General features: G+C 70.2%; 22 protein-coding genes and 1 pseudogene. 10 read left to right on the top strand and 13 right to left on the bottom strand.

The window, feature by feature from the left end; all coding sequences use genetic code 11:
- The first annotated feature begins 256 nt into the window (after positions 1 to 256).
- Positions 257 to 1,492 (top strand): MFS transporter, encoded by a 1,236-nt coding sequence (locus tag HGB44_RS28740; protein WP_210752311.1) that lies wholly within the window; start codon positions 257 to 259, stop codon positions 1,490 to 1,492.
- Between the two features lie 30 nt (positions 1,493 to 1,522).
- On the opposite strand, the pseudogene HGB44_RS32920 reads toward HGB44_RS28740, so the two are convergent.
- Both HGB44_RS32920 and HGB44_RS31660 read right to left on the bottom strand, forming a co-directional pair.
- Positions 1,523 to 1,645 (bottom strand): annotated as a pseudogene (locus HGB44_RS32920) (IS982 family transposase); the annotation flags it as partial.
- Positions 1,646 to 1,871: 226 nt separating this feature from the next.
- Positions 1,872 to 3,098, bottom strand: a complete 1,227-nt coding sequence (locus HGB44_RS31660) for an antitoxin YezG family protein (RefSeq protein WP_061079682.1) — start codon at positions 3,096 to 3,098, stop codon at positions 1,872 to 1,874.
- Positions 3,099 to 3,569: 471 nt separating this feature from the next.
- Here HGB44_RS31660 and HGB44_RS28730 point away from each other — a divergent pair, with 471 nt between their 5' ends.
- A complete protein-coding gene (locus HGB44_RS28730; protein ID WP_061079683.1) occupies positions 3,570 to 4,022 on the top strand; it encodes a TIGR03668 family PPOX class F420-dependent oxidoreductase in 453 nt (150 codons plus the stop codon).
- A gap of 312 nt (positions 4,023 to 4,334) precedes the next feature.
- On the opposite strand, the gene HGB44_RS28725 is transcribed toward HGB44_RS28730, so the two are convergent.
- The gene (locus HGB44_RS28725) at positions 4,335 to 5,168 is read right to left on the bottom strand and encodes an SDR family oxidoreductase (RefSeq protein ID WP_061079684.1); all 834 of its coding nucleotides are present in this window, start codon (positions 5,166 to 5,168) and stop codon (positions 4,335 to 4,337) included.
- A gap of 321 nt (positions 5,169 to 5,489) precedes the next feature.
- On the opposite strand from HGB44_RS28725, the gene vapB reads away from it, so the two are divergent.
- The gene (gene vapB, locus HGB44_RS28720; protein ID WP_061079685.1) at positions 5,490 to 5,711 is read left to right on the top strand and encodes a type II toxin-antitoxin system VapB family antitoxin; all 222 of its coding nucleotides are present in this window, start codon (positions 5,490 to 5,492) and stop codon (positions 5,709 to 5,711) included.
- A 129-nt stretch (positions 5,712 to 5,840) separates the two neighbouring features.
- Here vapB and HGB44_RS28715 read toward each other — a convergent pair whose 3' ends face one another.
- Together HGB44_RS28715 and HGB44_RS28710 are read right to left on the bottom strand one after the other, a co-directional pair.
- On the bottom strand, positions 5,841 to 7,658 hold the full coding sequence (locus HGB44_RS28715) for an acyl-CoA dehydrogenase (protein ID WP_061079686.1): 1,818 nt from the start codon (positions 7,656 to 7,658) through the stop codon (positions 5,841 to 5,843).
- A 177-nt stretch (positions 7,659 to 7,835) separates the two neighbouring features.
- Positions 7,836 to 8,357, bottom strand: coding sequence for a hypothetical protein (locus tag HGB44_RS28710; protein WP_061079687.1), 522 nt, complete (start codon positions 8,355 to 8,357; stop codon positions 7,836 to 7,838).
- Between the two features lie 63 nt (positions 8,358 to 8,420).
- Between HGB44_RS28710 and HGB44_RS28705 the strand changes: the two genes are divergently transcribed.
- Positions 8,421 to 9,137, top strand: coding sequence for a TetR/AcrR family transcriptional regulator C-terminal domain-containing protein (locus HGB44_RS28705; RefSeq protein ID WP_061079688.1), 717 nt, complete (start codon positions 8,421 to 8,423; stop codon positions 9,135 to 9,137).
- A gap of 51 nt (positions 9,138 to 9,188) precedes the next feature.
- Here HGB44_RS28705 and HGB44_RS28700 read toward each other — a convergent pair whose 3' ends face one another.
- From HGB44_RS28700 to HGB44_RS28685, 4 genes are all read right to left on the bottom strand, one after another.
- Positions 9,189 to 9,692 carry an ATP-binding protein gene (locus tag HGB44_RS28700; RefSeq protein WP_061079689.1) on the bottom strand — a complete coding sequence of 168 codons (504 nt, stop codon included), beginning with the start codon at positions 9,690 to 9,692 and terminating at the stop codon, positions 9,189 to 9,191.
- A complete protein-coding gene (locus HGB44_RS28695) occupies positions 9,689 to 10,345 on the bottom strand; it encodes a hypothetical protein (protein ID WP_061079690.1) in 657 nt (218 codons plus the stop codon). Before HGB44_RS28695 ends, HGB44_RS28700 begins: the two co-directional genes overlap by 4 nt.
- A 348-nt stretch (positions 10,346 to 10,693) precedes the next feature.
- A complete protein-coding gene (locus HGB44_RS28690) occupies positions 10,694 to 10,891 on the bottom strand; it encodes a DUF397 domain-containing protein (protein ID WP_061079691.1) in 198 nt (65 codons plus the stop codon).
- A gap of 44 nt (positions 10,892 to 10,935) precedes the next feature.
- Positions 10,936 to 11,748 carry a helix-turn-helix domain-containing protein gene (locus HGB44_RS28685; RefSeq protein WP_061079692.1) on the bottom strand — a complete coding sequence of 271 codons (813 nt, stop codon included), beginning with the start codon at positions 11,746 to 11,748 and terminating at the stop codon, positions 10,936 to 10,938.
- Between the two features lie 193 nt (positions 11,749 to 11,941).
- Between HGB44_RS28685 and HGB44_RS28680 the strand changes: the two genes are divergently transcribed.
- From HGB44_RS28680 to tgmC, 5 genes are all read left to right on the top strand, one after another.
- Positions 11,942 to 12,478: an ATP-binding protein gene (locus HGB44_RS28680; protein ID WP_231972359.1), complete on the top strand. Its 537-nt coding sequence runs from the start codon at positions 11,942 to 11,944 to the stop codon at positions 12,476 to 12,478.
- 51 nt (positions 12,479 to 12,529) lie between these two features.
- Positions 12,530 to 12,745 (top strand): hypothetical protein, encoded by a 216-nt coding sequence (locus tag HGB44_RS28675; RefSeq protein ID WP_061079694.1) that lies wholly within the window; start codon positions 12,530 to 12,532, stop codon positions 12,743 to 12,745.
- A 181-nt stretch (positions 12,746 to 12,926) separates the two neighbouring features.
- A complete protein-coding gene (gene tgmA / locus HGB44_RS28670; RefSeq protein ID WP_061079695.1) occupies positions 12,927 to 13,280 on the top strand; it encodes a putative ATP-grasp-modified RiPP in 354 nt (117 codons plus the stop codon).
- The gene (tgmB, locus tag HGB44_RS28665; protein WP_061079696.1) at positions 13,280 to 14,257 is read left to right on the top strand and encodes an ATP-grasp ribosomal peptide maturase; all 978 of its coding nucleotides are present in this window, start codon (positions 13,280 to 13,282) and stop codon (positions 14,255 to 14,257) included. Before tgmA ends, tgmB begins: the two co-directional genes overlap by 1 nt.
- The gene (gene tgmC, locus HGB44_RS28660) at positions 14,254 to 15,432 is read left to right on the top strand and encodes an ATP-grasp peptide maturase system methyltransferase (RefSeq protein ID WP_061079697.1); all 1,179 of its coding nucleotides are present in this window, start codon (positions 14,254 to 14,256) and stop codon (positions 15,430 to 15,432) included. Before tgmB ends, tgmC begins: the two co-directional genes overlap by 4 nt.
- A 140-nt stretch (positions 15,433 to 15,572) precedes the next feature.
- Here the strand turns inward: tgmC and HGB44_RS28655 are convergent, their stop codons facing one another.
- Both HGB44_RS28655 and HGB44_RS32215 read right to left on the bottom strand, forming a co-directional pair.
- Positions 15,573 to 15,980 carry a hypothetical protein gene (locus tag HGB44_RS28655; RefSeq protein WP_061079698.1) on the bottom strand — a complete coding sequence of 136 codons (408 nt, stop codon included), beginning with the start codon at positions 15,978 to 15,980 and terminating at the stop codon, positions 15,573 to 15,575.
- A gap of 439 nt (positions 15,981 to 16,419) precedes the next feature.
- The gene (locus tag HGB44_RS32215) at positions 16,420 to 17,175 is read right to left on the bottom strand and encodes a hypothetical protein (RefSeq protein ID WP_231972360.1); all 756 of its coding nucleotides are present in this window, start codon (positions 17,173 to 17,175) and stop codon (positions 16,420 to 16,422) included.
- A gap of 512 nt (positions 17,176 to 17,687) precedes the next feature.
- Here HGB44_RS32215 and HGB44_RS28645 point away from each other — a divergent pair.
- Positions 17,688 to 18,293 carry a suppressor of fused domain protein gene (locus HGB44_RS28645; protein WP_061079723.1) on the top strand — a complete coding sequence of 202 codons (606 nt, stop codon included), beginning with the start codon at positions 17,688 to 17,690 and terminating at the stop codon, positions 18,291 to 18,293.
- Positions 18,294 to 18,623: 330 nt separating this feature from the next.
- Here HGB44_RS28645 and HGB44_RS32210 read toward each other — a convergent pair whose 3' ends face one another.
- Together HGB44_RS32210 and HGB44_RS28630 are read right to left on the bottom strand one after the other, a co-directional pair.
- Positions 18,624 to 19,367, bottom strand: a complete 744-nt coding sequence (locus HGB44_RS32210; RefSeq protein ID WP_231972361.1) for a hypothetical protein — start codon at positions 19,365 to 19,367, stop codon at positions 18,624 to 18,626.
- Between the two features lie 986 nt (positions 19,368 to 20,353).
- Entirely contained in the window at positions 20,354 to 25,384 is a 5,031-nt protein-coding gene (locus HGB44_RS28630) for a DNA repair ATPase (RefSeq protein WP_061079699.1), read from the bottom strand.
- Positions 25,385 to 25,389: the final 5 nt, after the last annotated feature.

The following is a 25,389-nucleotide window of genomic DNA, read 5'->3' as shown; positions in this document are numbered from 1 at the left end:
TCTTGGCGTGTTTGTCGTGACTCTCGGCGACTTCGTGCAGGTTACGGGCCCTTGGCCCGGTCAAACCCCGGCTTTGCCGTCTGCGCGTCCTTCCGGCACGCCGGTGTTCCTGTCGGTTTTGCCCGCGCTTTCACCCCGGTGTATGGGCTGGTCCCGTATGTGGAGGACACTGGAACGGTCGTACGAAACGGAGAGAAGTCGCCCAGTGACACAGACCGAGACATCCGGTGACCGGACTACTGCACGGGAGGGCGTCATGGCCTCCGAACCCGCGGGCGGTGCCAGGGCCTGGCTCGTGTGGGGCGTCGCCGTGGGCGGGTACTTCCTGGCGATGCTCCAGCGCAACGGTCTCGGGGTGGCCGCCCTGGAGGCCCAGGCCCGCTTCGACGTCGGACCGGCTCTGCTTTCCCTGCTGCCGATGCTGCAACTCCTGGTGTACGTGGTCCTCCAGGTGCCCGCCGGACTGCTGGCCGACCGGCTCGGGCCCCGCTACACGCTCGTGATAGGCATGGCGGCGATGGCGATCGGGTCGTGCCTGTTCGCGCTCGCCCCCGGCATCGAGGTGGCGGTGGCCGGGCGGTTCCTCATCGGCCTCGGCGACGCCCTGGTCTTCCTCAACGTCATCCGGCTGGCGGCCCTGTGGTTCCCGCGTGCGCGCTACGCCCTCGTCAGCGGGCTCACCGGCGTGGTCGGCGGAACGGGGCAGGTGGCCAGCGCCGCGCCGCTGGCGTGGGCCCTGGAGGGGTTCGGCTGGGTGGCGGCCTTCCTGTCCACCACGGCCCTGACCGCGCTGATGGCCCTGCTGATGCTGGTGGTCGTGCGCGACCGCCCGGCCGGGGCGGCGGGCCGTTCCACGGTCGCCGACCCGATCTCGGTGTGGGCCGCGCTCAAGGAGGCGCTGCGCTCGCGCGGCCCGCAGATCGGCATGGCCCACCACGCGGCCGTCATGGCCCCGTTCACGATGATGATGGTGCTGTGGGGCTACCCGTTCCTCGTGAGCGGCCTGGGGCTGTCCGAGGACACCGCCGCCCTCACCCTCACCGCCCTGGCCGCGGGCGGGCTGTGGATAGCGCCGCTCGCGGGCGTCGTGATCGGTCGCAACCCCGGCGTGCGCCGATGGCTGGGGCTCACCCTGAGCACGGCGCTGAGCCTGGGCTGGCTGCTGCTGGTGGCGTGGCCCGGGGGAGTTCCGGTGGCCGTGGGGCTGACGGTGCTGGCGGCGAGCGCGATCGGGCAGACCCTGGCGCCGACGGTCTCCTTCGACTTCGCGCGCGACGGGATCCCCGCGAGCCGGACCGGCGTCGCCTCCGGGCTGGTGAACATGAGCGGGTTCACGACCGCCGTGGTGTGCACGGTGGCGGCGGGCGCGCTGCTCCAGACGCTGCCGGAGGGGCCCGAGGCCTACCAGCTGGCGTTCGTGCCGATGGCCGTCGCCACGGTGTGCGCGACCGCTGCGCTGTACTACTTCGTCCTCCGCCGCCCGCGGGCCTAGATCGTTGACGGGGGTTGTCGCGTGCCCTGGTCAGCGGTCGCAAGCGATCGATGACCGCTTGACCGGGGCGCTGACCAGCCAGTTGTGCCGGATCGCGGTATCGGGTACCACGACGATGCGCCGACACACCCGTGCCCACAACCCCTCCGCGGCCCACGCCGGCCCGACCTCGAACGGGGGTTCACGGCGCAGCGCGGTCCGTGCGGGGACATCACCCCGACCCTCAACGTCGACGCCGTGCTCGGCCTCCCATGATCTCCACGTCGCCTGCGCCGACGGCCTCTGCGCCGAAGACGGTCCGTTGCCGGGGCTGCGTGACGCGGACGGTTCCAGGCATGACCCGGGCCGGACGGGGCTCACCCGGCCTCTGGACAGGCGCTCAGCCCTGCGCCCGGTCGATCTGCTCCCTGAGCCAGTCGGAGAGCGCGTCGCCGTTCCGGGGGAACTTCCCCAGTTCGAAGGCGTAGCTGCCCGGTGACGGGGGGATCGGGTGGACCCCCAGTTCCTTGTCGTAGTGGAATTGCGCGTTGAACTTCCCCGGCCTGGTCACCGAGATCGACATGCCGAGCCAGGTCCCCTTGCCCTCCTGGTACATCTCACTCTTGAGGGACTTGGCCTTCTTGTCGACGGAGCGCGGATGGCGCTTCCTCTCCGTCTCTCCGTTCTCGAAGGTCACGAGGTTCTCACTCGCCGCGCTGCCCCCGATGTAGTCATACCTGTAGTTCATCGAGGTCCAGCCGTCCGGAGCGGCCTCGACCAGTTCAAGTGCCATGTCGCGCACCAGCTCCTGCTGCCGGGCAAGGTCCATCGAACTTCCTTCCACTCCTTCCTCGGGTTCCGCGTGGGACGGTTGTCGTAGTCCGGAGCCGCCTGCTCCACCCCATTGAGTGTCCAGTCCACCGGGGTTTCCGAAGGTAGGGCTCCCGTTCCATTCGTTTCCTCGGGGCGGTTCCTGCCGTGCCGCTCCGCGTGACTGTTGAGGTTTTCCTGCCTCCCCTGGCATCCCTTTCGGTCGAAATCCGGGAGTGAAAGGAGGGAGGGGGTTCGGTGGCGGGGCCGTGCGCCGGGCGTACGGCACCGGGGGGCAGCCGCCGACGCCGTCGAGGGCGTCGAGCCCGGCCTCGGTCTCGGGAGCCCTGGGCTCGTCCCCGAGGTGGTCGGGGAGCCTGCCCCGGTACAGGCCCGCCGTGTCGATGTCGATCGTGCCGGTGGTCGACAGGGAGAAGCCGCCGCCGCGCTCGTACATGCGGATCAGCGGTTCGAAGGGATCGGGCAGGTCCGGCAGGGGCACTCCGGCATCGCGGGCCGCTGCCAGGTGCAGCGCCCACACACAGCTCCTGCCCACCGTCGGGTACTGATCGATGACCACGGGGCTCTCCAGCACACCTTCGACCACCTCGTCCGCGGCGCGCACGCCCGGCGCCGCGAATTCCGCGATGTCGTAGAACGGCCATCCCCTGGTACCCAGGGCACGTGTCCACACGGCCGAGCGGCGCAGGTACTCGCGCATCAGCGCGACCCGCGACCGAGTGTGCTCCACGTCGCCGTCCCAGTCGATCGCGTGGATGCGGGCGGCGAGGTGGCTGACCGCGGTGGTGGTGCTCATCGGAATCCCTTTCGCAAGGGTCGGGGCGGCCGTCGGAGGCCGCCGGGGGACGGCTCCTGCTCGTCGTGAGCGGTCTGCGGCGGTTCCTCCGAGCCAGGGGGTTCGACCGGTTCGAACTTCATGGTGGCTCCTCCGGCGGCGCCTCTGTGCCCTCTCATCGGTCGTCCGCTCCCGGACGCGGGCACAGGTATGTGATGTTCCGACCGCGTTGGTGGTTCCACCGCCCGCGGACGAGAGGAAACCGCCTGTGCGAAAGGGTTTCGGCCGATCCGCATCCGACACCTGCCGGTGGACGTTCCAGGGTGGCCTGGTCCTGTCCGCGCGCGCGTGCGCGTGCGGACCGACCTGTACCGCTGTGGGGGGCACGGGGGCGTCCTGTCCGCGCGCGTGCGCGTGCGCGCGGGGACAAGGGGAGAAAAAGGGCGTGTGCGCCTCTTGTGCCGTCCGGGGCCGCGTGGGATTTTCTCTGTCATGAGGTGGAGTCCCGAACGGTCCAGGGAGATGTTCGCGCGGAGCCGCGTCGCCAGGCTGGCCACGGTGGGCGAGCACGGGCAGCCCCATCTGGTGCCCGTGGTGTTCGCGGCCTACGGCGACACGATCGCGATCCCCGTGGACCACAAGCCCAAGACCACGTACCGGCTCAGACGGCTGCTCGACATCGAGGGCAACCCCCGGGTGTCGCTGCTCGCGGACGAGTACTCCGACGACTGGGACCGGCTGTGGTGGGTCCGCGCGGACGGTGAGGCGCTGGTCCTGCACGGCGGCCCGGCCTGGACGGAGGCCCGCGGCAGGCTGGTTGAGCGCTATCCCCAGTACCGGGACACGCCGCCCGAGGAGGCGATCATCCTGGTGGAGGTCCGCCACTGGTCAGGGTGGTCGGTCGCGGAGGAGCCCGACGCGGAGCCCAGTACGTCGGGACACTGACGACGCGCCGGGACAGTCGGCATGCCGGGACATTGACGGCACGTCGGAACACTCGGCCCGTCGGAACGCTGACGACGCGCCGGAGCAGTGACGGCACGGGGCGCTGAGGCGCGCCGAAACAGCGACGGCGCGGTGCGCGTGCGTTCGGCGGCGGTCCCGTCCCCGGCGCCGCCGTCGACCGCCGACGGTAACGCCGGGGACGGGACCGCCCCCTGAGCGGGAGGAACCGCCGCGCACGGCCCACGGGGTGGCGCCGGGGCGGGCCGGAGCCACCCAGCGGGCCGCGGCGGCGGGTTCCGGGTGCGGGCGGGGTCAGCCCGCGCGCCAGGTGGCGTCCTGGAGCGCGCCCCCGGCCTGCGGGCCCATCAGGGAGAGCCCGCCGTCCACGAACAGCGAGGCGCCGGTGACGTAGGACGCCTCCGGTTTGGCGAGGAAGGCCACGGCCTCCGCCACCTCGTAGGCGTGGCCCGGCCGGGGCAGCGGGTACCCGGCGCGCGAGTCCAGCGCGGGCTCCTCCTCGTGCTGGCCGGTCATTGGCGTGGCGATCTCGCCGGGCGCCACCGCGTTCACGGTGATGCCGTACAGGCCCAGTTCCAGGGCCAGGACGCGGGTGAGCAGCTTCAGGCCGCCCTTGGCGGTGCAGTAGGCGCCCGCGGTCACCCGGGGGAACTCCTCGTGCACGCTGGTGATGTTGACGATGCGGCCGCCGCGACCGGCTTCGCGCATGTGCGTGGCCGCGATCTTCGAGCACAGAAAGGGCGCGTCCAGGTCCACGGACAGCACCTCGCGCCAGCGCTCGTAGCTGGTCTCCAGCAGGTGCTCCCCGGAGCCGGTGCCCGCGTTGTTGACCAGGACGCCGATGCCGCCGAGGTCATCGATCAGCTCGGCGACGGCCTCCGAGCCCCGCACGGGGTCGGAGAGGTCGTGCTGGCGGACGGACACCCGGCGGCCGGTCTCGCGGATCTCGGCCTCCGTGCGGTGCACGCCCTCCGCATCGCTGTGGAAGGTGACACCGATGTCGAAGCCCTGCTGCGCGAGGCGGATCGCCGTCGCCCGGCCGATTCCGCTGTCCGCGCCCGTCACCACCGCCACGCGGTCGTAGTCGTCGAACTCCCCTGCTCCCTCGACGCGGTCGTCGCGTGCCATGCCCTACCCCCTTCCGTGCGCCTCCCGGCGGCGCACGCGCTCGGGTGAGCGGCTACCCAGCGCCACCCCCCGTACACGTGGGAGCGGGGCCGCGGGCGCGCAGCGGAGCTGTCCGAGCGGGCGTGTCCCGTGCACGTGGGACCGGAGCCGGTGAGCCTCGCCCGGCGCGTCCCGTGCACGTGGGACCGGAGCCGGTGAGCCTCGCCCGGCGCGTCCCGTGCGCACGGGACCGTGGCGCGGGGCGTCCCGCTTGTCCACCGTCACGCTCCTTCGGCGATGGAACTTCGGGATGATCCTCGGATACCGCTTGGAGGTGGTCCCATGGCCGACGTGCTGATCCGGAACGTGCCGGAAGGCGTCCTGGAAGTCATCGACGCGGATGCCAGGAGACAGGGACTGTCGCGTAGCGAGTACCTGAGACGTCTGCTGGAGCGGACAGCGCACCCCTCCGGCGGTGCGGTGACCGTGGACGATCTGGCGCGCTTTTCCGAAGCCTTCCCCGACTTCGCTGATCCGGAGGCCATGAAACGGGCGTGGGAATGATCCCGGGGATCACGGGGCAGCCGGTGGAGCGGCTGAGAACGGTCTGACCTAGGCATCTGCCGGAGGCGGGATGACCGGAGGGCGGGGCGGCCCGGTGGCCGCCCCGCCCTCCCGCTGGGTCCGACGTGGTTAGAAGGCGGACTCGGGGACGTCCATCAGGTCCACCGTCACGCCCTCCGCGATGCGGCGCTCGGCGGCGATGCGCGGCAGGAACTGCTCGGCGAAGAAGCGCGCGGCGGCGATCTTGCCGGTGTAGAAGTTCTTGTCCTCGTCGCTGGCGCCGTCGATGCTGTTGAGGGCCACCTCGGCCTGGCGCAGCAGCAGCCAGGACAGGACGACGTCACCGAAGGCCATGAGCAGGCGGGTGGAGTTCAGGCCCACCTTGTACAGCTCGCGCGCGTCCTCGGTGGAGCCCATCGCGTGGCCGACCATGAGCTCGACGATCTTCTCGACGTTCTCGGCCGCCTCCAGGAGCAGCGCGCGCTCCTGCTTGAGCTGGCCGTTGCCCGCGTCGCTCTGCGCGAAGGCCTTGATCTCCCCGGCCAGCTTGCCCAGGGCCTGGCCGCCGTTCCTCACGATCTTGCGGAAGAAGAAGTCCTGGGCCTGGATCGCGGTGGTGCCCTCGTAGAGGGTGTCGATCTTGGCGTCCCGGATGTACTGCTCGATCGGGTACTCCTGGAGGAACCCGGAGCCGCCCAGGGTCTGGAGGGACTCGGCGAGCAGCGCGTAGGAGCGCTCGGAGCCCACGCCCTTGACGATCGGCAGCAGGAGGTCGTTCATGGCCTCAAGCTCCGTGGCGTCCTGGCCCGTGCGGTGCGCGATCTGGATCGCGTCCTGCTGGGTGGCGGTGTAGAGCACCAGGGCGCGCATGGCCTCCACGTAGGACTTCTGCGTCATGAGGCTGCGGCGCACGTCCGGGTGGTGGGTGATGGTCACCTTGGGGGAGTCCTTGCCCGCGGCCAGGTCGTTGCCCTGCACGCGCTCCTTGGCGTACTCCAGGGCGTTGAGGTAGCCGGTGGACAGGGTGGCGATCGCCTTCGTCCCGACCATCATGCGCGCGTACTCGATGACGAGGAACATCTGGCGGATGCCGTCGTGCTTGTCGCCCACGAGGTAGCCGACGGCGGGGTGCTTGTCGCCGAAGGTCAGCTCACAGGTGGTGGAGGCCTTGAGCCCCATCTTGTGCTCGACGTTGGTGACGTAGGCGCCGTTGCGCTCGCCGGGCGAGCCGTCCTCGTTGATGAGGTACTTGGGGACCAGGAAGAGCGAGAGGCCCTTGGTGCCGGGGCCGGCGCCCTCGGGACGCGCGAGCACCAGGTGGAAGATGTTCTCGGTCATGTCCTGCTCGGCCGAGGTGATGAAGCGCTTCACGCCCTCGATGTGCCAGGTGCCGTCGCCCTGGTCCACGGCCTTGGTGCGGCCCGCGCCGACGTCCGAACCGGCGTCCGGCTCGGTCAGGACCATGGTGGCGCCCCAGCCGCGCTCGATGGCCAGCTCGGCGAACCGCTTCTGCTCCTCGTTGCCCTCCGAGTGGAGGATGCTCGCGAAGCCGGGACCGGCCGAGTACATGTGCACGGCGGGGTTGGAGCCGAGGACCAGCTCGGCCGCGGACCAGACCAGGGAGCGGGGGGCGCCCAGGCCGCCCAGCTCCTGGGGGAGGTCGAGGTTGTACCAGCCGGCGTCCATGTAGGCCTTGTAGGACTTCTTGAGGCTCTCGGGGACCGCGACGGTGTTCGTCTTCGGGTCGAAGACCGGGGGGTTGCGGTCCGCGTCCTCGAAGGACTCCGCGATGACGCCCGTGGCGAGGCGGTTGACCTCGTCCAGGATCGTGCGGGCGGTCTCCTCGTCGAGCTCCTCGAAGGGGGCCTGGCCCAGTACGTCCTGGCGCCTGAAGACCTCGAAGAGGTTGAACTCGATGTCGCGCAGGTTGCTCTTGTAATGCGTCATGGACAGCTCCGCTGTGTCCCTGGCCGCGGTGTCTGTACACGCGGATCTACCGACTAGTAACAAGTCAATGTTACTACCCAGTAGCCACGGGCGCCAGTAGGGGGGAGGGAGTTGTGTCCCAGGGGATACCAAAACGGGGGGCGAGTTCCCGTGAGCCGCGCGGGGCGGGCCGGGCCGTCATCCCGGAGGCGGGCCGCCCTGGGTGCGGCGCCGCGCCCAGGGCGTGCGGTAGATGGCGAAGAAGGCCAGAAGCACCGTGAGCAGGAGCAGGGCGCCGCCGTCGGTCACCGCGGTGGGCAGCAGGCCGACCGGTCCGTACAGGTCGACCGAGGTGTGGAAGACCTCCGGCGGGATCAGTACGACACCCGCGGCCTGTCCGGCGTTGACCGCGACGACCAGCCAGAACACCCACGTGCGGCCCAGCGGGGCGAGCACCCCCAGTGCGTTGCCGACGATGAACAGGCAGCCGACCGCGCGGAACCCGAGGAGGAATCCGGGGGCCTCCCGCGCTGCCTGCGCCCCGCTCATCCCGGCCGCCTCCATGGTGTGGCGCATCATCTCCCCGTCCACGACGGCGAAGTTCTGGAGTGCGGTGCCGACGGCGAAGACGGCTGAGCAGACGGCGGTGAGCACCTGTAGCCGCCGTGTCCAGACGGTGTCGGTGGTCGGTCGTCGCTTCGGGGCGGAGGTGGTCTCCATGGCGTCTCCCGCATTGCCCTCTATCAGTGATAGAGAACTCTACCAGTGATAGGTTGCCGTGTCATGGACGCGCTCCCCGCCCCGGAACCCCGAAGACAGGCTCTGGACAGGCAGCGGATCATCCGGGCCGCCGTCGAACTGCTCGATGAGGCGGGGCTGGAGGGGCTGAGCACGCGCCGCCTCGCCGACAGGCTCGGTGTCCGCTCGCCCACGCTGTACTGGCACGTCCGCAACAAGGACGAACTGCTCGACCTGGTCGCCGAGGCCGTCTGCGCCGACGCGATCCGCATCGACGAGACCCTGCCCTGGCCCGAGCAGCTGGTCAGCGGGCTGAGACAGTTCCGCGCGCTCCTGCTCGCCCACCGGGACGCCGCGGCGCTGTTGCGGGAGCGCCCGCCCGTGGGGCCCCACCGGCTCGGGCACATCGAGACGACGCTGCGCGTCCTGCTCCGCGCGGGCTTCACCGAGGACGAGGCGGCGGCGGTCTCCCAGCTCCTCACCGCGCACGTCCTCTCCTCCGTCGAGGGCTTCACCTCCCGAAGGGACTCCGCTGGCCGGGAGGAGAAGACGGAGAACGCGGGCACGCAGAAGAAGACGGGTACGGGGAAGAAGACGGACGCCGGGCCCCGGCCCGGCCTCTCCGCCGAGCACCTGGCGGACCACCCGCACCTTCGGCGCACGCTCCCGGCCTTCGCGCGGCTCAGCGCGGAGGAGGTCTTCGAAACCGGTGTCGAGGTCATCGTCGGCGGCCTCGTCCAGCGCGCCAGCGGACGCGGGTGACGCCTGGACGCGGCCGCCGATGTTCTTTCCAGCCCTCATCGGCCTCCGGTCTCAGCGGGTGAGGACGTAGGGGCGCGTGACGGGTGGAGCACCGCCCGGGGGGACTGTGAAGGTGGCCCACACGTGGGTGCCCAGGTCGGCCCAGGGTGCGAGGCGGAAGTGTCCCCAGGCTGTGGACAGGTTCTGCACGAGCAGCAGCCCGCGCTGGCCCTCGGCCCAGCTCCACTCGTCCTCCGTCCGTTCCTTCGGGACGGCCGGGACTGCGCCGCCTCCGCCGCAGTCGCTCACCGAGAAGCGGAGCGTTCGCGCGTCGGGCATCGACAGCGCGCGGACGACCTCGCCGTCCCTCTCTCCTGAATCCGTGTACTTGACGGAGTTCGCGAACAGCTCGCTGGCGCACAGCCGCACGGTCTCGACGAGGTCGCCGTCGAAACCGGCCAGGTCGGCCGCGAGGTCGGCGCGGACCCGCGCGAGCTGGTCCAGCGCTCCCGGGTAGACGCGGTGCTCCCAGCGGACGAGGGGGCGCGGAATCTTGGGTGTGCTCAGGAAGATCATGCCGGGACCGCCTGTCGGTGGTGCTCCGCGCGGGGCTGAGGTGCCTGCCGTGCTCGCTGCGTCAGCTCGGCTCGTTGCTGCTGCTGGTCGAGCCAGACGCGGGCGAGCCGGGTGAACGCGCGCCAGTCCTCGGGGTCCTCGCACGCGGGGGACGGAGGACGGGGGGCGGGTACCGGGGCGGAGTCGGTCGCCAGGAGGTCGCCGGAGAACGGGGTGTTCGTGCTGGTTCGCTGGTCGAGGCGGATGGTCACCTCGCGCCGGACCCGCGCGGCTCCGGGCTCGCGGGTTCCCGCGCGAGCCTCTGCGCGGGCCTGTTCTCGGGCCGCGTAGTAGGGGCGGACCAGGGCGATGTCCTCGGCGGGGAAGCGCGCGCTCGGCGGGGCCAGACGGGGCGAGAGGGCGGGAGCGGGAGCGGCGGGGCGCTCGGGGTGCCTGGGTCGCTCGGGGCGTTCGGGAGCCCGGTCGTTTCGTGCGGGAGGCGTGGCGGCCTCGACCGGAACGCGGACCTGGGCGGGAACCGGGACGTAGCGGCGGACCCGGGTGGAGCGGCGGCGACGGCCGCCGGTGGCGGAGTGGCGTCCGCACGGGGGCGCGAAGAGGGCCTTGACCATGCCGAAGGCGCGGATCAGGGCCGCAGCGCTAAACTGGCGCATGCTGGCAATCCTTGTTGTTAAAGGGGTGAAGTTGCTGGCCACGGCCCCGGACGGTGACAACCGTCGCGGGGTCATTGTGTGGATGGAGTTGTGTGTCCGGTGCCAGATTAAGGGCAGGGGCGGAGTGGAAGCGAACTTTTCTGCGAACTACTCCAGGGTAATTTCGGGTTGACGGCATCGCCGCAGCTCAGGGTCCTGTGGGGGGTTATTGGCTGGCTCCGACGGGTTCACTTTGGTTGGTATCTAATGCCGCAACTAATGGCTTTTGTTGTGAATGTCCGGAATTATGTGGAGGCATAAAGAAGGAGCGGCACCACGTGAGGAGTGCCGCCCCGTAGCCTCCGGTGGCTAGCCGAGGCTCTTGAGCGAGTCCACGAGCGCGGTCCACTCGGTGACCGCGAACGACAGGTGTCCCAGCTCGCGGTTCTGCGTGTCCCGCACGGCCGTGGTGAAGCCCTCGGCGACCTCGACACAGTTGGTGTCGGCGATGCTGTAGCTGCTCTTGTGCCATGAGGGTGCGGTCGGACAGAACTTCACCTGGTCCACGTCGCCAGTGCTGTACGTGGGTTCGTGTCGTGTTCCTTCAGGGGTCACTCGATTTCTCCTAGCACTTTCTTGATCAACGACCGTGTCTGATTGGGAGGCAGAGCCAGTCCCCGCAGATCACTCATCAAAGAGATGTACTCATCGACCATTCCGGTATCAGATATCACTCCTCCGATGGGTCCTGTCTCCAGGTAGAGGAGCGTTCCGGAATCCGGAACCTTCAGCAATATAACCCCGTTGTCCAAACCTGGGTGGTTCCAGGTGTCTGCGGGGATGACCAGAACCTCCATGCGGCTCCGGGACGAGGCCTCCAACAGGTATTCGAGCTGACCTCGCATCGTGTCAGGGCTTCCGATGCGTCGATACAGCACGGTTTCGTCCAAAACGACCGAGTAGAAGGGTGGGTTTTCGCGCTTCAGGAAATTTTGACGCTCGCTCCTTTCTTCCACCTTCGCGTCTATGGCTTCCTGCTGTGCTGCCTTCTGGGGGGCCCTGATCGTGGCTCGCATGTAATCACGGGTTTGCAGAAGACCTGGGACGAGCAAGGGGTGGTACTGCTGGATCTGCGTGGCCCGCTGCTCCACGAGTGGCAGTTCCTTGTACCAGTCCGGGGGCTTGTACCCCTCGTACTGGTCCTCCCACACGGAGACTAGCCGTTCCTCGCTGTTGAGCGCCTGACCGATTCGTTGTGCGGTGACCTTTTTGGCGGGCGTCTTGCCCAGTTCGATATCACTGACCGTCGCCTGGGATGCCGGGATCAGGCTTGCCAGTCTGGTCTGTGAAAGCCCTGCCTGCTCGCGGATCCGACGTACCTCGGCGCCGAACCTCTGAGCCTTCGGATCGACCTCGTTCACCATGTATTGCTTTCTATCAGCCTGCTATCAGCCGCCAACGAGATTCACCGAGAAATTTCGGATATCCCAGAGGTTGGTAGCTGAAGAGGACTTCTGGTGGGACTGTGACGACGGCCGAAGAAAAGTCCCGGCGGCTGTACTGACAACCCCGGGACCTGGTCCGGAACCCGTGCTTCTCACGACAACAGGTACGAACATGAACCAGGCTATCCCTCGTCAGTCCACCCCGGAAGGCGTTACCGGCCGCCGAACGCCGACGCTCCAACCGCCCTGGCGGATGCGGTTCGACGACTCCGACCGCTGCGGCATCGTCCTGGGCAGCGACCCCCGCCACGTCGGGATCGCCCGGAACTGGGCCTACCGCAACGCCCGCTCCCCGCGCCGTGCGGCCTTTCCGCTGGTGCTTGCCGTGAGCCTGCTGGTCACCAACGCGCAGCAGCACAGCCGTTCCGGCGACCCCGGCGGCACCGTCCGGGTCACGCTGCACCGCAAGCCCCACACCTACACCCTGACGGTCACCGACGACGGCCCCAGGCCGGACCAGCCCATCCGCTTTCCGCGTCCGCGAAAGCCCACAGAACCGCTGGAGGCCACCGGCAACGGGCTGCTGATGCTGGACGAGCTGTCGGTGTCCTGGGACTGGACGGGCAACGCGGGCGAACCCCTGACGGTGCGCGCCCTCATCGACCGCGCCGGGCACCAGTGGACCGGGGCTCCCACCACCGAGGCCTGAGGAACGGCACTGCCTCGCGCCACGCCCACCCGCGAACACGGAAAGCGCCCCATGCCCGACTACAGCTACCTCCTCGACGGCCGCCCCGACGTTTTCACCCCCGGCGAAGTCGCCCAACTGTTCAACATCCGCCCCCGCAGCCTCCACCGAGGCGACTGGGACCGCGTCCTCCGGCCCTTCCGCACCCCGGGCGGAGCACGCCGCTACCCCAAGGAACACATCGCCGCGCTCCTGAACCAGCCGGACGCCTCCGGTCCCTACCTGTAGGGCCGCCACGAGCCGGTCCGCGCGTCCGCGACGGCCCGCCGACCTGGCCGAGACCCCGTGGGAGACACGGGCTCAGCGGCACAGCGAAAGCTCCCCGGTTCCGCTGGCACCGTCCGAGCGGAACTGGTGGAACCCCGCGCTGACCTGGTGCGGGGTATCCGAAGCAAGGAAGGAACTCCCTATGTCCTCCACGAACCTCACGACGCTGCTGGAGTCGCCCGACGGCGAGTCCCGCGCGCAGATCGCCCGCCTCGGTGACGCCTTCCCCCTGGACCCCTCGACGGCCGTCTTCGAAGCCAGCGACGAGCCTCCGACCGGGGTCCGGCCCTGGGGGCTGCGGCGCGCGGTCACTCCGAAGCCGCGCCCTGAGGTGGCCGCAGCGGTGGACCGCTACGTCTACGACCCCGTGGTCCAGCGGGGCATCGACCGCCTCACCGGAGCACCGGCCGTGGGCAAGCGCTCCAGCGGCACCAAGGAGACCACGGGCGAGCCCGACAGCGCGCGGCCGAGCACCGAGGAAACCACCACCGACTGATGGCCTCCTCCACAGCACGGAAGGCGGTGCTCGTCCTCACCCACATCGAGGACGCCACCGCCGACCCCGTGATCCACCACCTGTCCGAACGCGGCGTGCCCGTCGTGCGCATGGATCCTGGCGACTTCCCCGCCTCCATGACGGTGGAGGCCGCCTTCGACGGGAACTGGGAAGGAGCGGTGCACGACGCCTTCCGCGGCGTGGACCTGGGATCGGTACGGGGGGTCTACTACCGGCGCCCCTCCCAGTTCACGTTGGCCGAGGGCATGTCCGGCCCCGACCAGCGCTGGGCCTACCGCGAGGCCCGCATGGGTTTCGGCGGTGTCCTCCTGGCGCTGGACTGCCTCTGGATCAACCAGCCGTCACGCATGAGCGCGGCCGAGTACAAGCCCGTCCAGCTCGCGGCGGCGGCCAGGGCCGGGCTGAGGGTACCGCGCACGATCATCACGAACGTGCCCGACCACGCCGCCGACTGGGCCGCCGGTATCCCCGGCCCCGTCGTGTACAAGCCTGTCGGCGGCGCGCTGCACGTCGAACAGGGCCGTACCCGGATCGTCTACGCCAGCGCCGTCGCCGCCGTGGAGGAACTCCGCGACCCCGCCGTGGGCCTGACCGCCCACTGCTTCCAGGAGTGGGTGGACAAGGCGTTCGAGGTCCGTCTGACCGTCGTGGGCCGGACGATGTTCGCCGTGGCCATCCACGCCCGGTCACAGGCCGCGCACATCGACTGGCGCAGTGACTACGACGCCCACCGGTACGAGGTCGTCGGCATCCCCGACGACGTCCGCTCCAGCCTGGAGCGCTACATGCGCGCCTTCGGGCTCGTCTGCGGCGCCGCCGACTTCGTGGTCTCACCCGACGGCGGGTGGACCTTGCTGGAGGTCAACCCCAACGGCGAGTGGGGATGGCTCGCGGACCGCTGCGGTCTGCCCATCGGACAGAGCATCGCCGAACTACTGGAGAAGGGACAGGCATGACCCGAGTGGTACACGAACTGTCGTCCGGGCTCACCGACCGTCTGGTCGAGGAGGGCGCGCTGGTGCCCGGCGACCGCCTCACCGAGGCGTTCCGATGCGTGGACCGGGGCGTGTTCGTCCCGGCCTTCGCCCTGCACGAGGAAACCCCGCAGGGCGTGCGTTACAGGCTCCTGTCCGATGAGGACCCCGACCAGCGTGAGGAGTGGGTCCGCCACGTCTACGCCGACGAGACACTGACCATCGAGATCGCCGGAGAACCGGTGACCGACGCCCTGCCCGGGGGACGCGGTACCGGCCGGTGGACCAGCTCCTCCACGATGCCCAGCCTCATGGCGCGGATGCTTCACCAACTCGACCTGGACGGCGACCCCCGCGTTCTGGAGGTCGGGGTCGGATCGGGGTACAACGCGGCGATCCTGTGCGAGGTGCTGGGTTCGGATCGGGTGACAAGCATCGACATCTCACCGCGCCTGGTCTCCGACGCCTCCCGACGCCTCTCCGCCTTGGGGTACACACCTGTCGTGGCCGAGTACGACGGGCACAGGGGCTTCCCCGACCGCGCTCCGTACGACCGGATCGTCAGCACCACGGCCTTCACCCACGTTCCGCCGGAGTGGATCACGCAGGTGACCCCGGGCGGGAGCATCCTCGTCAACATCGCGGGAGGCACCGGGGGCGCCATGCTCGGGCTCCGGGTGCGCGACGACCGCACCGCGCAGGGGCGCTTCCTTCCGCAGTGGGCCGGGTTCATGCCCGCGCGGAGCAGCGTTCCCCGTCGGCGCGTCAGCGTGGACGACGCCGGGGAACGGAGCACGACCACGTTGGACCCCGCCCTCCTCCGTGAGGAACGGGTGATCGCGTTCCTGGCGCAACTGGCCACGACGGACGCAGACACCGTGGTCAGGACGGCCGACACCGGAGCGGACTTCCTCTTCATGGAGGGCGCCGACGGGGCCTGGGCCGAGATCGACACGGACGCGGACGAGGGCCGTTATCCGGTGGTCCAGGGCGGTCCGCGCCGTCTGTGGACGCGGGTGGAGGACGCCCACCGGTGGTGGCTCGCCAATGGCCAGCCGGACTGGAGCGCCTTCGGCGTCACCGTCACGCCTGGGGACCAGCACGTGTGGTTCGGTTCGGGGGAGAGCGACCAGCGCTGGCCGCTGGCGCTTCCGTAGGCAACGACCTTCCTCCCGCTGGGGACCGGTGTGTGCACGGCCGCCGCGCGAAACGGCTGTGGGCAAGCCAAAGGGGCGGCGCCCCGTGAGGGAGCAGCGCCCCTTTGGACCCGGTCACCCGCTGACCTGATTCCCCTGGATCAGGCCTGGAACTCGGTGATCGTCTGGGCGATGCCGTTCTCGACCTCGACCCCGGCCAGAACGACGGTCCCGTCCTTCAACTCAGCATCGAACTCCTCCATGCCGCACTCCACGGTCCCGGTCTCGTCGTCGTTGGGGACCTCGGGCGCACAGGTGTACAGGCCGCCGAGGATCTCGGTGTCCTCGGTGACGTAGAACGCCTGGTCGCCGACGATGTACTCGTACGGAGCCAGGTACACGACCTCGCCGGAGAGGGTTCCGGTGAACCCTTCGGCACCGGCCTCCACGCCCTGGGCCTCGGCTCCTCCCTGCTCGGCGGCCGCCGCCGGGCTGAAGCCGGTCGTACCGAGGGTGAGCAGACCGGCGGAGAGAACGGCCAGCGCGCTGGTGCGGATATCGCGATTCATCGCGTTCCTTTCCTGTGGGGAGCGGTGTGTGAATGGACTCGCCAGGGATCGGGGGATGAGTGCGTTATGTGTGGGCGTGCCCCCGAGCGGACTGCCCAAACGCGGTTCTGGAATATCGAGGAGATCCCGTGGGTGTTGGAGTCGCGTCGGTTCGGGGAGACCAGAGAGTTCGCCGTCGAATTTCAAGGATTGACCGTGGATGGGCGGTTTGTTCCGTCGAGGTGAGGGAAGTACTGACCCTCGCCTGGCGGGCGCCGACGTCTGTGCGGGCTGGCGCGCCCCGAGGTGTTCCGTGCCCGGGAGAAGCCCGAGGACCGCTTGTCATCCACGGCCGTTGTGCGGAATCGGAAACCGGTTGAGGGCACGGAAAGGGGCGGTATCCCCTGAGGGAGTACCGCCCCTTTGAAAACCCGGTCGTCCGCTGGCCTGTCCCCGGAGATCAGGCCTGGTATTCGAGGATCGTCGTGGCGACACCGTCCACGATCGCGACCTCGGCGTACACGAAGGTTCCCTGCGCAAGGGCGGTTTCGAGCTCGCCGTGGGGGCACGACAGGTTTCCGTGGCCGTCCTCGTGAAGGCCCTCCTCGCCGGGGCAGACGTAGATCCCGCCGATGTGCTCCGTGGTCTCGTCGACGTAGAACGCCTGGTTGCCGACGAGGTACTCGTACGGGGCCAGGTATGTGACCTCGCCCGTCAGGGTCGTGGTCACCCCTTCGGCCGGGGAGTCCCCGCCCCCGGAACCGTTCTCGGGGTCCCCGTGGCCGTCCGTCTGGTATTCGAGGATCGACTCGGCGAACCCGTCCACGATCGCGACCTCGGCGAGAACGGCGGTTCCCCCCTGAACGGCGGCGTCGAGCTCCTCGTAGGAGCACTCCACGGTTCCGTAACCGGTCTCGTCGACGCCGTCCTCGGCGGGGCAGACGTTGATCCCGCCGAGTACCTGGGTGGTCTCGTCGACGTAGAACGCCTGGTTCTCGACGAGGTACTCGTTCGGGGCCAGGTACGTGACCTCGCCCGCCAGGGTCGTGGTCACCCCTTCCGCGCCGTCGTTCTCGACGCTCCGGCCCTCGGAACTCTGGGCCTCCGCGTCGAACGCCTCCGCCTCCGCCTCCGGGCTGAAGCAGCCGGTCGCGCCGAGGGTGATCAGACCGGCGGAGACAAGGGCCAGCAGGGTGGAGCGGACGTCGCGGTTCATCGTGTTCCTTTGCTGCGGTGAATGGTGTGCGAATGGTTTCGCAAAGGGTCCGGGGTGGGTTCTTTGTGTGGTGCGTGCCCACCGCGAGGTTTTCGATGCTTCTCTTGGTGGAATGGTTCGCGTATTCCGGACGGGGGATTTGTTTGTCCGGTGGTCGGCTCTGTCTGTGATGGCCGCGTGAACCGAAAAGTTCTGCGGCGGAGAAAATCCCCCGCCGCCTGTGCCGACGATCAATGACGGAAACTGGGTATGCTGTCAAGCAACGCCGTTTCCTTCCTCGGAATGGCTGGCGCTTATTGCGCGGGTTCATGAGGCGTCAAAGTGTCTTACTCCCCCTCCGATGCGGGTTCGGTGCCCGTGGTTCTGGTGCCAGAGGAGATATTTGGGTTCTCCGGGGCGGGCCCGGTGAACCCGTGCCGCCCGAACGGTTCGGGGTCACCGGCCCGTGCGCTCCCGACGCGCTCGTATCCTCGGACCCGGACCCGTCACCCGAGGTGGAGAGCGACGACGCGATGCTGGAGATGCTGCCCGGACTCGTCCGGATCTACGAGGAGTGGGCGGAGCGGTACCCCGACGTGCAGCCGCTGACCGTCCAGTTCGCGCCGGACGGCGAGTCGGACAAAGGCCTCGACGGGGTCCTCGCCTACCCCCTGGACGGCCACTGGCTGCTGGTGTCCTTCGGTCTGACCGAGCTGGGGGAGAAGACCAGCGAGGAGGCCCGCGTCTCCGGGGCGGGCTTCGAGTTCACCTGCCGCGTCCCCCGCGATGACGGCGACGAGGCCGTGCCCGCCTGGATCCTGCGCGTCATGCACGCCCTGGCCGACCGCTTCGTCGCGGGCAGCGACCTGGACGTGGGCCACTGGATCGTCACCCCGTCCCCGCTCGGCGGCGAGCCCGCCAACGGTGACATGACCTCGCTGGTCATCGTCCCCGACACCGAGATCCGCGCCATGGACACCCCGAACGGGATCGTCCTCTTCTTCCAGCTCGTCGGACTGCTGGCCGAGGAGGGCGAGGCCATGCAGCAGGCGGGGACCGCCGCCCCGCTCGTCGCCCTCCTGCGCGATCGCGACCCGAGGATGGTCACCGACCCCTCGCGCGAACCCGTCCGCCTGTGACCCCGACGCCAGCGGGCCGCCGCCCGTAGGGGCGGCGGGCCGCACGTGTGACCCGGTCAGCGCCCGGAGCCCCGTCCCCGCCCGATCGCGGTGCCGATCGCGCCCATCCGGTCGGCCAGCAGGCCCATCGCGCCGGTCAAGGACGCCCTTACCGGAACCGGCCCGCTCATCGAGGCACGCAGGACCGGCTGGCCTGTCCCGCCACCGGGCCCCCGCCCTCCGCTCGGAACGCCGGAAACCTGCTCAGGACACGCAAAGGGCGGTACCCCTGGAGGAGTACCGCCCCGGCGGGCCCGGTCGCCCGCTCTCCCGGCGTTCCGGAGGTCGGACCTAGTATTCGGTGATCGACTCGGCGACACCGTCCACGATCACGACCTCGGCGTAAACGACGGTTCCCTCCTGAAGGGCGGCTTCGAGCTCGACCTCGGCGCACGGCTGGGTTGCGTAACCGCTCTCGTCGGCGCCCCGGGTGGGGGAGATGTTGTTCCCACAGAAGATCTGCGTGACATCTTCGACGTAGAACGCCTGGTTCTCGACGAGGTACTCGTGCGGGGCCAGGTATGTGAGCTCGCCCTCCAGGGTCGTGGTCACCCCTTCGGCCGGGGCCGCGTCCACGGAATCGCTCTCGGGGTCCCCGTGGCCGTCCGTCTGGTATTCGAGGATCGACTCGGCGAACCCGTCCACGATCGCGACCTCGGCGAGAACGGCGGTTCCGCCCTGAAGGGCGGCGTCGAGCTCCTCGTAGGAGCACTCCACGGTTCCGTAACCGGTCTCGTCGACGCCGTCCTCGGCGGGGCAGACGTTGATCCCGCCGAGTACCTGGGTGGTCTCGTCGACGTAGAACGCCTGGTTCTCGACGAGGTACTCGTTCGGGGCCAGGTATGTGACCTCGCCCGCCAGGGTCGTGGTCACCCCTTCCGCGCTGTTGGCCGCGCTCTGGCCGTCGGTGCTCTGGGCCTCCGCGTCGAACGCCTCCGTGTCGATCGCGTCCGGGCTGAAGCAGCCGGTCGCGCCGAGGGTGATCAGACCGGCGGTGAGAAGGGCCAGAAGGGAGGAGCGGGTGCTGCGGCTCATCATGTTCGTTTTCTTTCAGGAAGTAGGTGCGAGAAACGTTCACGCCGGGGTTCGAGAGCTCTGGTCTGCCGCTTCAGCGGGTCTGCCGGAGCTTCCCGAAACGCTTGGCGAAGGTAAGGGAGGGAGTCGCAGGGGCATGAGAACCGCGTCCGCCCTGACAACTCCTTGAATGTAGCACCGAATTCCGGATTCCCGTGTTTTGGAGTTCCCTTGTTTCTCCTCGGGTGCGGGCGGGTCGCAGCACGGGTCGGGGCGCAGCGCGGGACGGTCTGCGGTGTGGGGCCTGGTGGCGAAGAACCGGGGAGCCCGAACGCGGATTCCCTCATAAGGCCAGTTCAGGGCCTGTTCAGGTTCCGTGGAAGGGTCTCTTGCCGCGTGCCCGGACGGTCACGGTGCGTTTCACCGAAAAAAGTTCTGATAAGAATTGGTCAATATTTCGAGGCGTGGAGAAGGGATTTGGCTGCCCGGTGCCGGTTCCCCTTGTTTGTTACTGTGGAGCAGATCACTCCTGCTTTTTTGTCGCCGGTTCCCGGCTTTCCCCTTTTGTGGAGGGGCGCTTTAGACGGCTGTGCGGGCTGTGTGGTTCTCGCCTTCTGCTGATTTTCGGGGTCTCCGGGCGGCCCCGCGCGGGTCGGCCGCCGACGGACGCCGTGTCCGGATCGGCGCCCTCCTGCGCGACCGCGGCCCGCGGATGGTCACCGACCCCTCGCGGGAGCCCGTCCGCCTCTGCCCCCGTCCGCCTCTGCCCCCGTCCGCCTCTGCCCCCGTCGGCTCGACGGCCCGCGCCCACGCGAACGGGCCGCCACCCGTGGAGGTGGCGGCCCGGCCAGAAACGCTGCTGGTGTGGCTGGAGTGCGCCACCCCCGGATGATCTTGTACCTATAGCGAGTCTCGACCGTCGAAATCGGCTACAGGTACAAGATCATCGTTGGTCAGAGCCCCACGCGTCGCACCGGTCACACGTCCGGCCCGCACGTGTCACCCGGTCAGCGCCCGGAGCCCCGTCCCCGCTCGATCGCGGTGCCGATCGCGCCCACCCGGTCGGCCAGCAGGCCCATCGCGCCGATGGCCCTGGTCATCGGGTCGTCCTCGGCGCCGCCCAGCGCCCGGCCGCGGAGGAAGGCCTCCTTGACCTCCGCCCACCGGGCCTCCTGCTCGGGGGTCATGACCCCGCGCAGTTCCGCGAGCTTGAGCAGGTTGGCCTCCGCACCCGAGGTCAGGGTCTGCGCCTCGCCCAGGTAGTGGTCGTCGATCACGGCCTCCACCTCGTCGTCGTTCATGACCGGCACGATCCGCTCCGCCAGCCGGTTCATGTTCCGGTACGAGCCCTGGAGCCGGAAAGGCGGCTCGGTGCGCGCCTCCTCCGACTGCGCCGCGGAGGCGATGTAGGCCTGGTTGTTGGTCATCACGACCTCCTGCACCCGCAGCAGCTTGCGCAGCACAGACACGATCCGGTCCACCTCGACCGCCGAGTAGGGGTGGTCGAGCTGGTCCGCGCCCACCGAGTCGTCGCCCCGCGCCATCCGCACGAACCGGTACACGTCCTCCCTGTCCCGCGTGGACAGCGGGGCCAGGGTCGGGTTCGAGGTGAGCGCGTTCTCGATGTAGCTCAGCGCGAAGAGCTCCTCCCTGCCCGACAGCACGTCGCCCAGGTTGTACACGTCGGCGCGGTTGGCCAGCATGTCCGGGATCCGGAACCGCTTGCCCTGCTCCGTGTACGGGTTGCCCGCCATGCACACCGCGAAGCGCTTGCCCCGCAGGTCGTAGGTCCGGGTCCGCCCGTTCCACACCCCCTCCATGCGGCGCTGGCCGTCGCACAGCGAGATGAACTTCTGGAGCAGCTCTGGGTTGGTGTGCTGGATGTCGTCCAGGTACAGCATCGTGTTGGCGCCCATCTCCAGCGCGAAGGAGATCTTCTCGACCTCCTGGCGGGAGGTGGCGTCCGGCGCCTCGTCCGGGTCCAGCGAGGTCACCGCGTGCCCCAGCGCGGGCCCGTTGACCTTGACGAACACCAGCCCCAGACGGCTCGCCACGTACTCCATGAGCGTGGTCTTGCCGTACCCGGGCGGGGAGATGAGCAGCAGCAGGCCGCTCTGGTCGGTGCGCTTGTCGTCCCCGGCCGCGCCCAGCTGCTTGGCCAGGTTGTCGCCGATCAGCGGCAGGTACGCCTCGTCCAGCAGCCTGTTGCGGACGAACCCGCTCATCACCTTGGGCCGGTACTCCTCCAGCCGCAGCCGCTCGCGCTCTGCCGCCACCAGCTCGTTGCGGCGCCGCTGGAAGTCCCGGTAGGCGGGCACCTCCTCCAGCCGGAACCGGCGGGTGCGCGGCAGGAACTCGTCCAGCCGCAGCTCCAGGGAGCGATCGCGCACGCGCGGGTGCGACCCCAGCAGCCCGTCCACGCTCTCCGCGACGGCCGCCGACGACTCGTACCGCTCCACGGCGGTGCCGGTCAGCTCGATCGCGGCGGCCTCGGGCAGGTCGCCCGGGTCCACCTCCTCCAGCGTGGCCGCGAACGCCTCCAGCCAGGCCGCCACCAGCTGGTGCCGCGCGGACAGGTCGCCGTCGAGCGCGCGCAGGTCCTCCTCGAAGGCCCTGCGCGTGCTCTCCCGCGCGCTGCCCATGGCCCGGTGGAACCGGTCCAGCAGCAGACGGGCGCCCGCGCCGGTCACGAACCCCCGCTCCCCGGGCCCCTCCGCCGCGACCTCCTCGAACAGGTACTCGCCCACCAGGTCCAGGTCGGCGTCCTGGTGGAGCCCGGTGTCGGTGAGGAACCCGTCCACGGCCGCCGCCAGCTCCGCGCGCAGCGCGTCGACCGCGGCCGACCCGCGCATCCCGAACACCTCGCGGGCCCGCGCCAGCGAACCGGCCCGGGTCCGCCACGCCGACCGCCGCTCCTCGTCGGCCCCGAAGGCCCAGAACACCTGCGCCGCGGCCCGGGTCCCGCCCGGATACCGCAGCAGCCCGGCCCCCGCGTGCAGCCGCAGCAGCACCGACAGGATCCGCGCGGCGTCGTGGTCGTGCACGCCCCGCTCGTACCCCTCGTCGTAGCGGGCCTCGGCGAAGCCGCGCACGAGGTCCAGCAGCGACGACCCGTCCTGCGCACCCGCCTCCGCCCCGCCCAGCCGCTCCGGCGACAGGCCCTCCGCGCCGTCCTCGGCCGCGGCCAGCACCGACGCGGCCAGGTACTCGGCCCGGTACACCTGCGGGCTCTCCGACACCAGCACCCGGTCCCACAGGTGCCGCGTCCGCCCGAAGGCCTCGTCGGTGACCGGCGCACGGAAGTCGGTGCCGGTGATCGCCACCGACATCTCCCCGCCGTGGGGGGTGAGGGTGAGGTCGATCGGCTGGGTGTTCACGGCGAAGCGGTGCCGGCCCAGCCGGATCGTCTCGCCGCCCGCGCCGCCCTCGAACAGGTCGGCGCGGTCCCGCAGGGCCCGGCCCGCCTCCTGGCGGGCGGCCAGGACCTGCCCGTCCAGCTCCTCCGCGCGCACGGTCTCGCCGAGCGCGCGCAACTCCTCGGAGGTGCGGCGCAGCCGCGCCACCATCGCGTCCGACGCGAAGTAGGTGTTGACGTCCTCCAGGGTCTCCAGCGCCGAGATCCGGCGGTGTACGCCCTCCAGCACGCGGGCGGCCGACGACGCCAGGCGGTCGGCCCGACGCGCCCGCTCGTCCACCAGTCCCTGTTTGCGGGTGGAGAACGCCTCGTACACGTCCTCGCGCTTGTCCGCCAGCTCCCCGAGGAAGTCGTCGAACTCGGCGAACCGCGTCTCCAGGTTCTCCAGCTGGAGCATGATCCGCCCCAGCTGCTCGTCGCACCGGTCCGGGGTGTCGGCGGCGGCCAGCGCCCCCGTGATCGCCTGCCCGAGCAGGGCGAACTCGGCCGCGAACTCCGCCCGCCCCTCCAGGGCGAGCAGTTCACCACGCCGCGCCTCCAGCGTGGCGCGCGCACGGTTGATCCCGGCCAGCACCTCGCTGACCCGTTCCAGGATGCGCGTGCGCACCTGGGCGTCGCCGATGTCCAGCGAGCCGACGACCTCGGTGACCACCTGCAGGCCCTCGGTCTGCTCGGCGATGCGCTCCCCGACCGCCGTCGCCGCGCTGACCGCCCCGATCTCCTCGGCGTCGGCGACCAGACGCGCCACCTCGTCGTGGTACCCGGCGAAGGCGTCGTCGCGCTCCAGGAAGGCCACCGTGCGGCGGCCGGTGGCGTCGACCTCCTCGGCGAGCCTGCCGTCCAGCGCCTCCAGGCGGGCGGTGTCCACGTAGCGCGTCTCGCGCAGCGCGGCCGTCTGCCCCTGGGCGCGGCGCAGCCCGGTCAGCCGCGCCACCCAGCCCTCCGCCGTCCGCGGGGCCTCCCCGCGGGCGGTGCGGATGAGCGAGGCCGCCCTCTCCTCGGCCTCGGCCAGGGTGTCGGCGGCCTGCCGGGTCAGGGCCTGGACGGTCTCGAACTCCTCCAGCACCCGCGCGGCGGTGTCGCGCACCTGCGACAGGGGCGCCGCCAGGTCGCCCAGCTCCTCCTCGCCCAGCCAGTGGAACCGGTCCGACACCCGGCGGCAGGCGGCCATGAGCGCCTCGAACACCTCGGTGGAGGGCCGCATGTCCTCGGCCATGCGCGCCACCGACAGGCACTCGGACACGCCCCGCACCAGTTCGGCGTTGCCGATCCGCTCCAGCGGGCCGGTCCCCACCGGCTGCGCCGCCGCGTACACGTCCGACGCGTACGGCGTCCGCCACACCTGCATCGGGTGCACCCGGGTCGGCTCTCCCGAGTTGTCGCTGAACACCGTCATGGTGCCGTCGTCGAACAGCGAGTACCCGTGGCAGACGATCGGGGTGGCGACCTCCTTGCGGATGGTGTTGTAGGGCAGCAGCAGGCTGCGGCCGTCCGCGCGGGAGTGGAAGACGTAGAGCACGTCCTCACCGTTGGGCGAGCGCACCAGGCGCTCGAACTCCAGGTCGGTGACGTCGGTGTCGAAGGTCCGCGCCACCCCGGTGGCCAGGTAGTAGCCGCCGGGGAAGATCAGCCCCTGGTCGTCGGGCAGGCGCTGGCAGGACTGGCCGATGCCGTCGAGGCGCTCGACCTCCTTGGTGCGCGTGTTGAAGACCAGGTGGCGCCACTCGGTCTCGTTGTAGGGCAGCACGCGCAGCAGGATGAGCGAACCCACCCGCGCGTGGTGCACGGACGCGTCGGCCAGACTCTGCAACGGCTCGTCCACGGGCTCGCTGTAGACGCCCTCGCCGACCTCGGTGTTGTTCTCGACCTTGATGGTGAGGTCGCCGCCGACCGTCTCCACGAACAGCTCGTCGAGGATCGAGATGTGCGGGTGGCGGCCCGCCACGTGGTCCTCGCGGGTGGCCTCCACCCACGCGAAGTCGTGCGAGGGCGGGAACACGTGGTCGCGCTCGCCGCGCGCGTCGAGGTAGGCGATCTCGCCCGTCGGCGACACCGACCACCGCAGCACGCGCACGTCCTCGGTGCGCGGGCCGGTCTGGAACACGGCCAGCAGCCGCTCCTCGACCCGGCGCAGCTGGAGCAGGCGCGCGTCGCGGTAGTACCGGTAGAGCTGGCCGAAGTCCTGCTGGAACCGCTCGTCGTCGAGCAGCCCGGGGACGGCGTCCCCGGCGGCGTCGGCGAAGGTGAAGCCGTCACCGGTGCGCTCGTGGCGGTGCAGCGAGAACACGTCGGGGACGTGGGTCTCCCGCTGCATGCCGATGAACACGTTGTAGCCGAACAGGATCACGGCGCCGTCGGCGCCGTCCGCGGCCGTGCGCCCCACGCTCACGATGTCCCGGGGCACGCAGTTGTGCTCGGTGCGGACGCGCTCGGTGCCGAGCAGGGTCAGCTCGGTGCCGCCGAACACCTCCAGGCGGCGCGCGTTGAGCTGCTCGGTCCGCCGGGCCAGCTCGCCGGTCTGCTCGCGCAGCCGGGCGCGGAGCACCTCGTAGGTGCCCGCGTCCAGCGAACGCGCGTCCCCGGCGTCCGGCCCCTCGGTCTCCTGGGGCAGGGCCTCTGTCACGAAGT

The organism is Nocardiopsis alborubida, assembly GCF_012396365.1.
Classification (GTDB): domain Bacteria; phylum Actinomycetota; class Actinomycetes; order Streptosporangiales; family Streptosporangiaceae; genus Nocardiopsis; species Nocardiopsis alborubida.
Note: the sequence above shows the minus strand (reverse complement) of the source record. Positions and strands in the feature narration are given on the sequence as shown.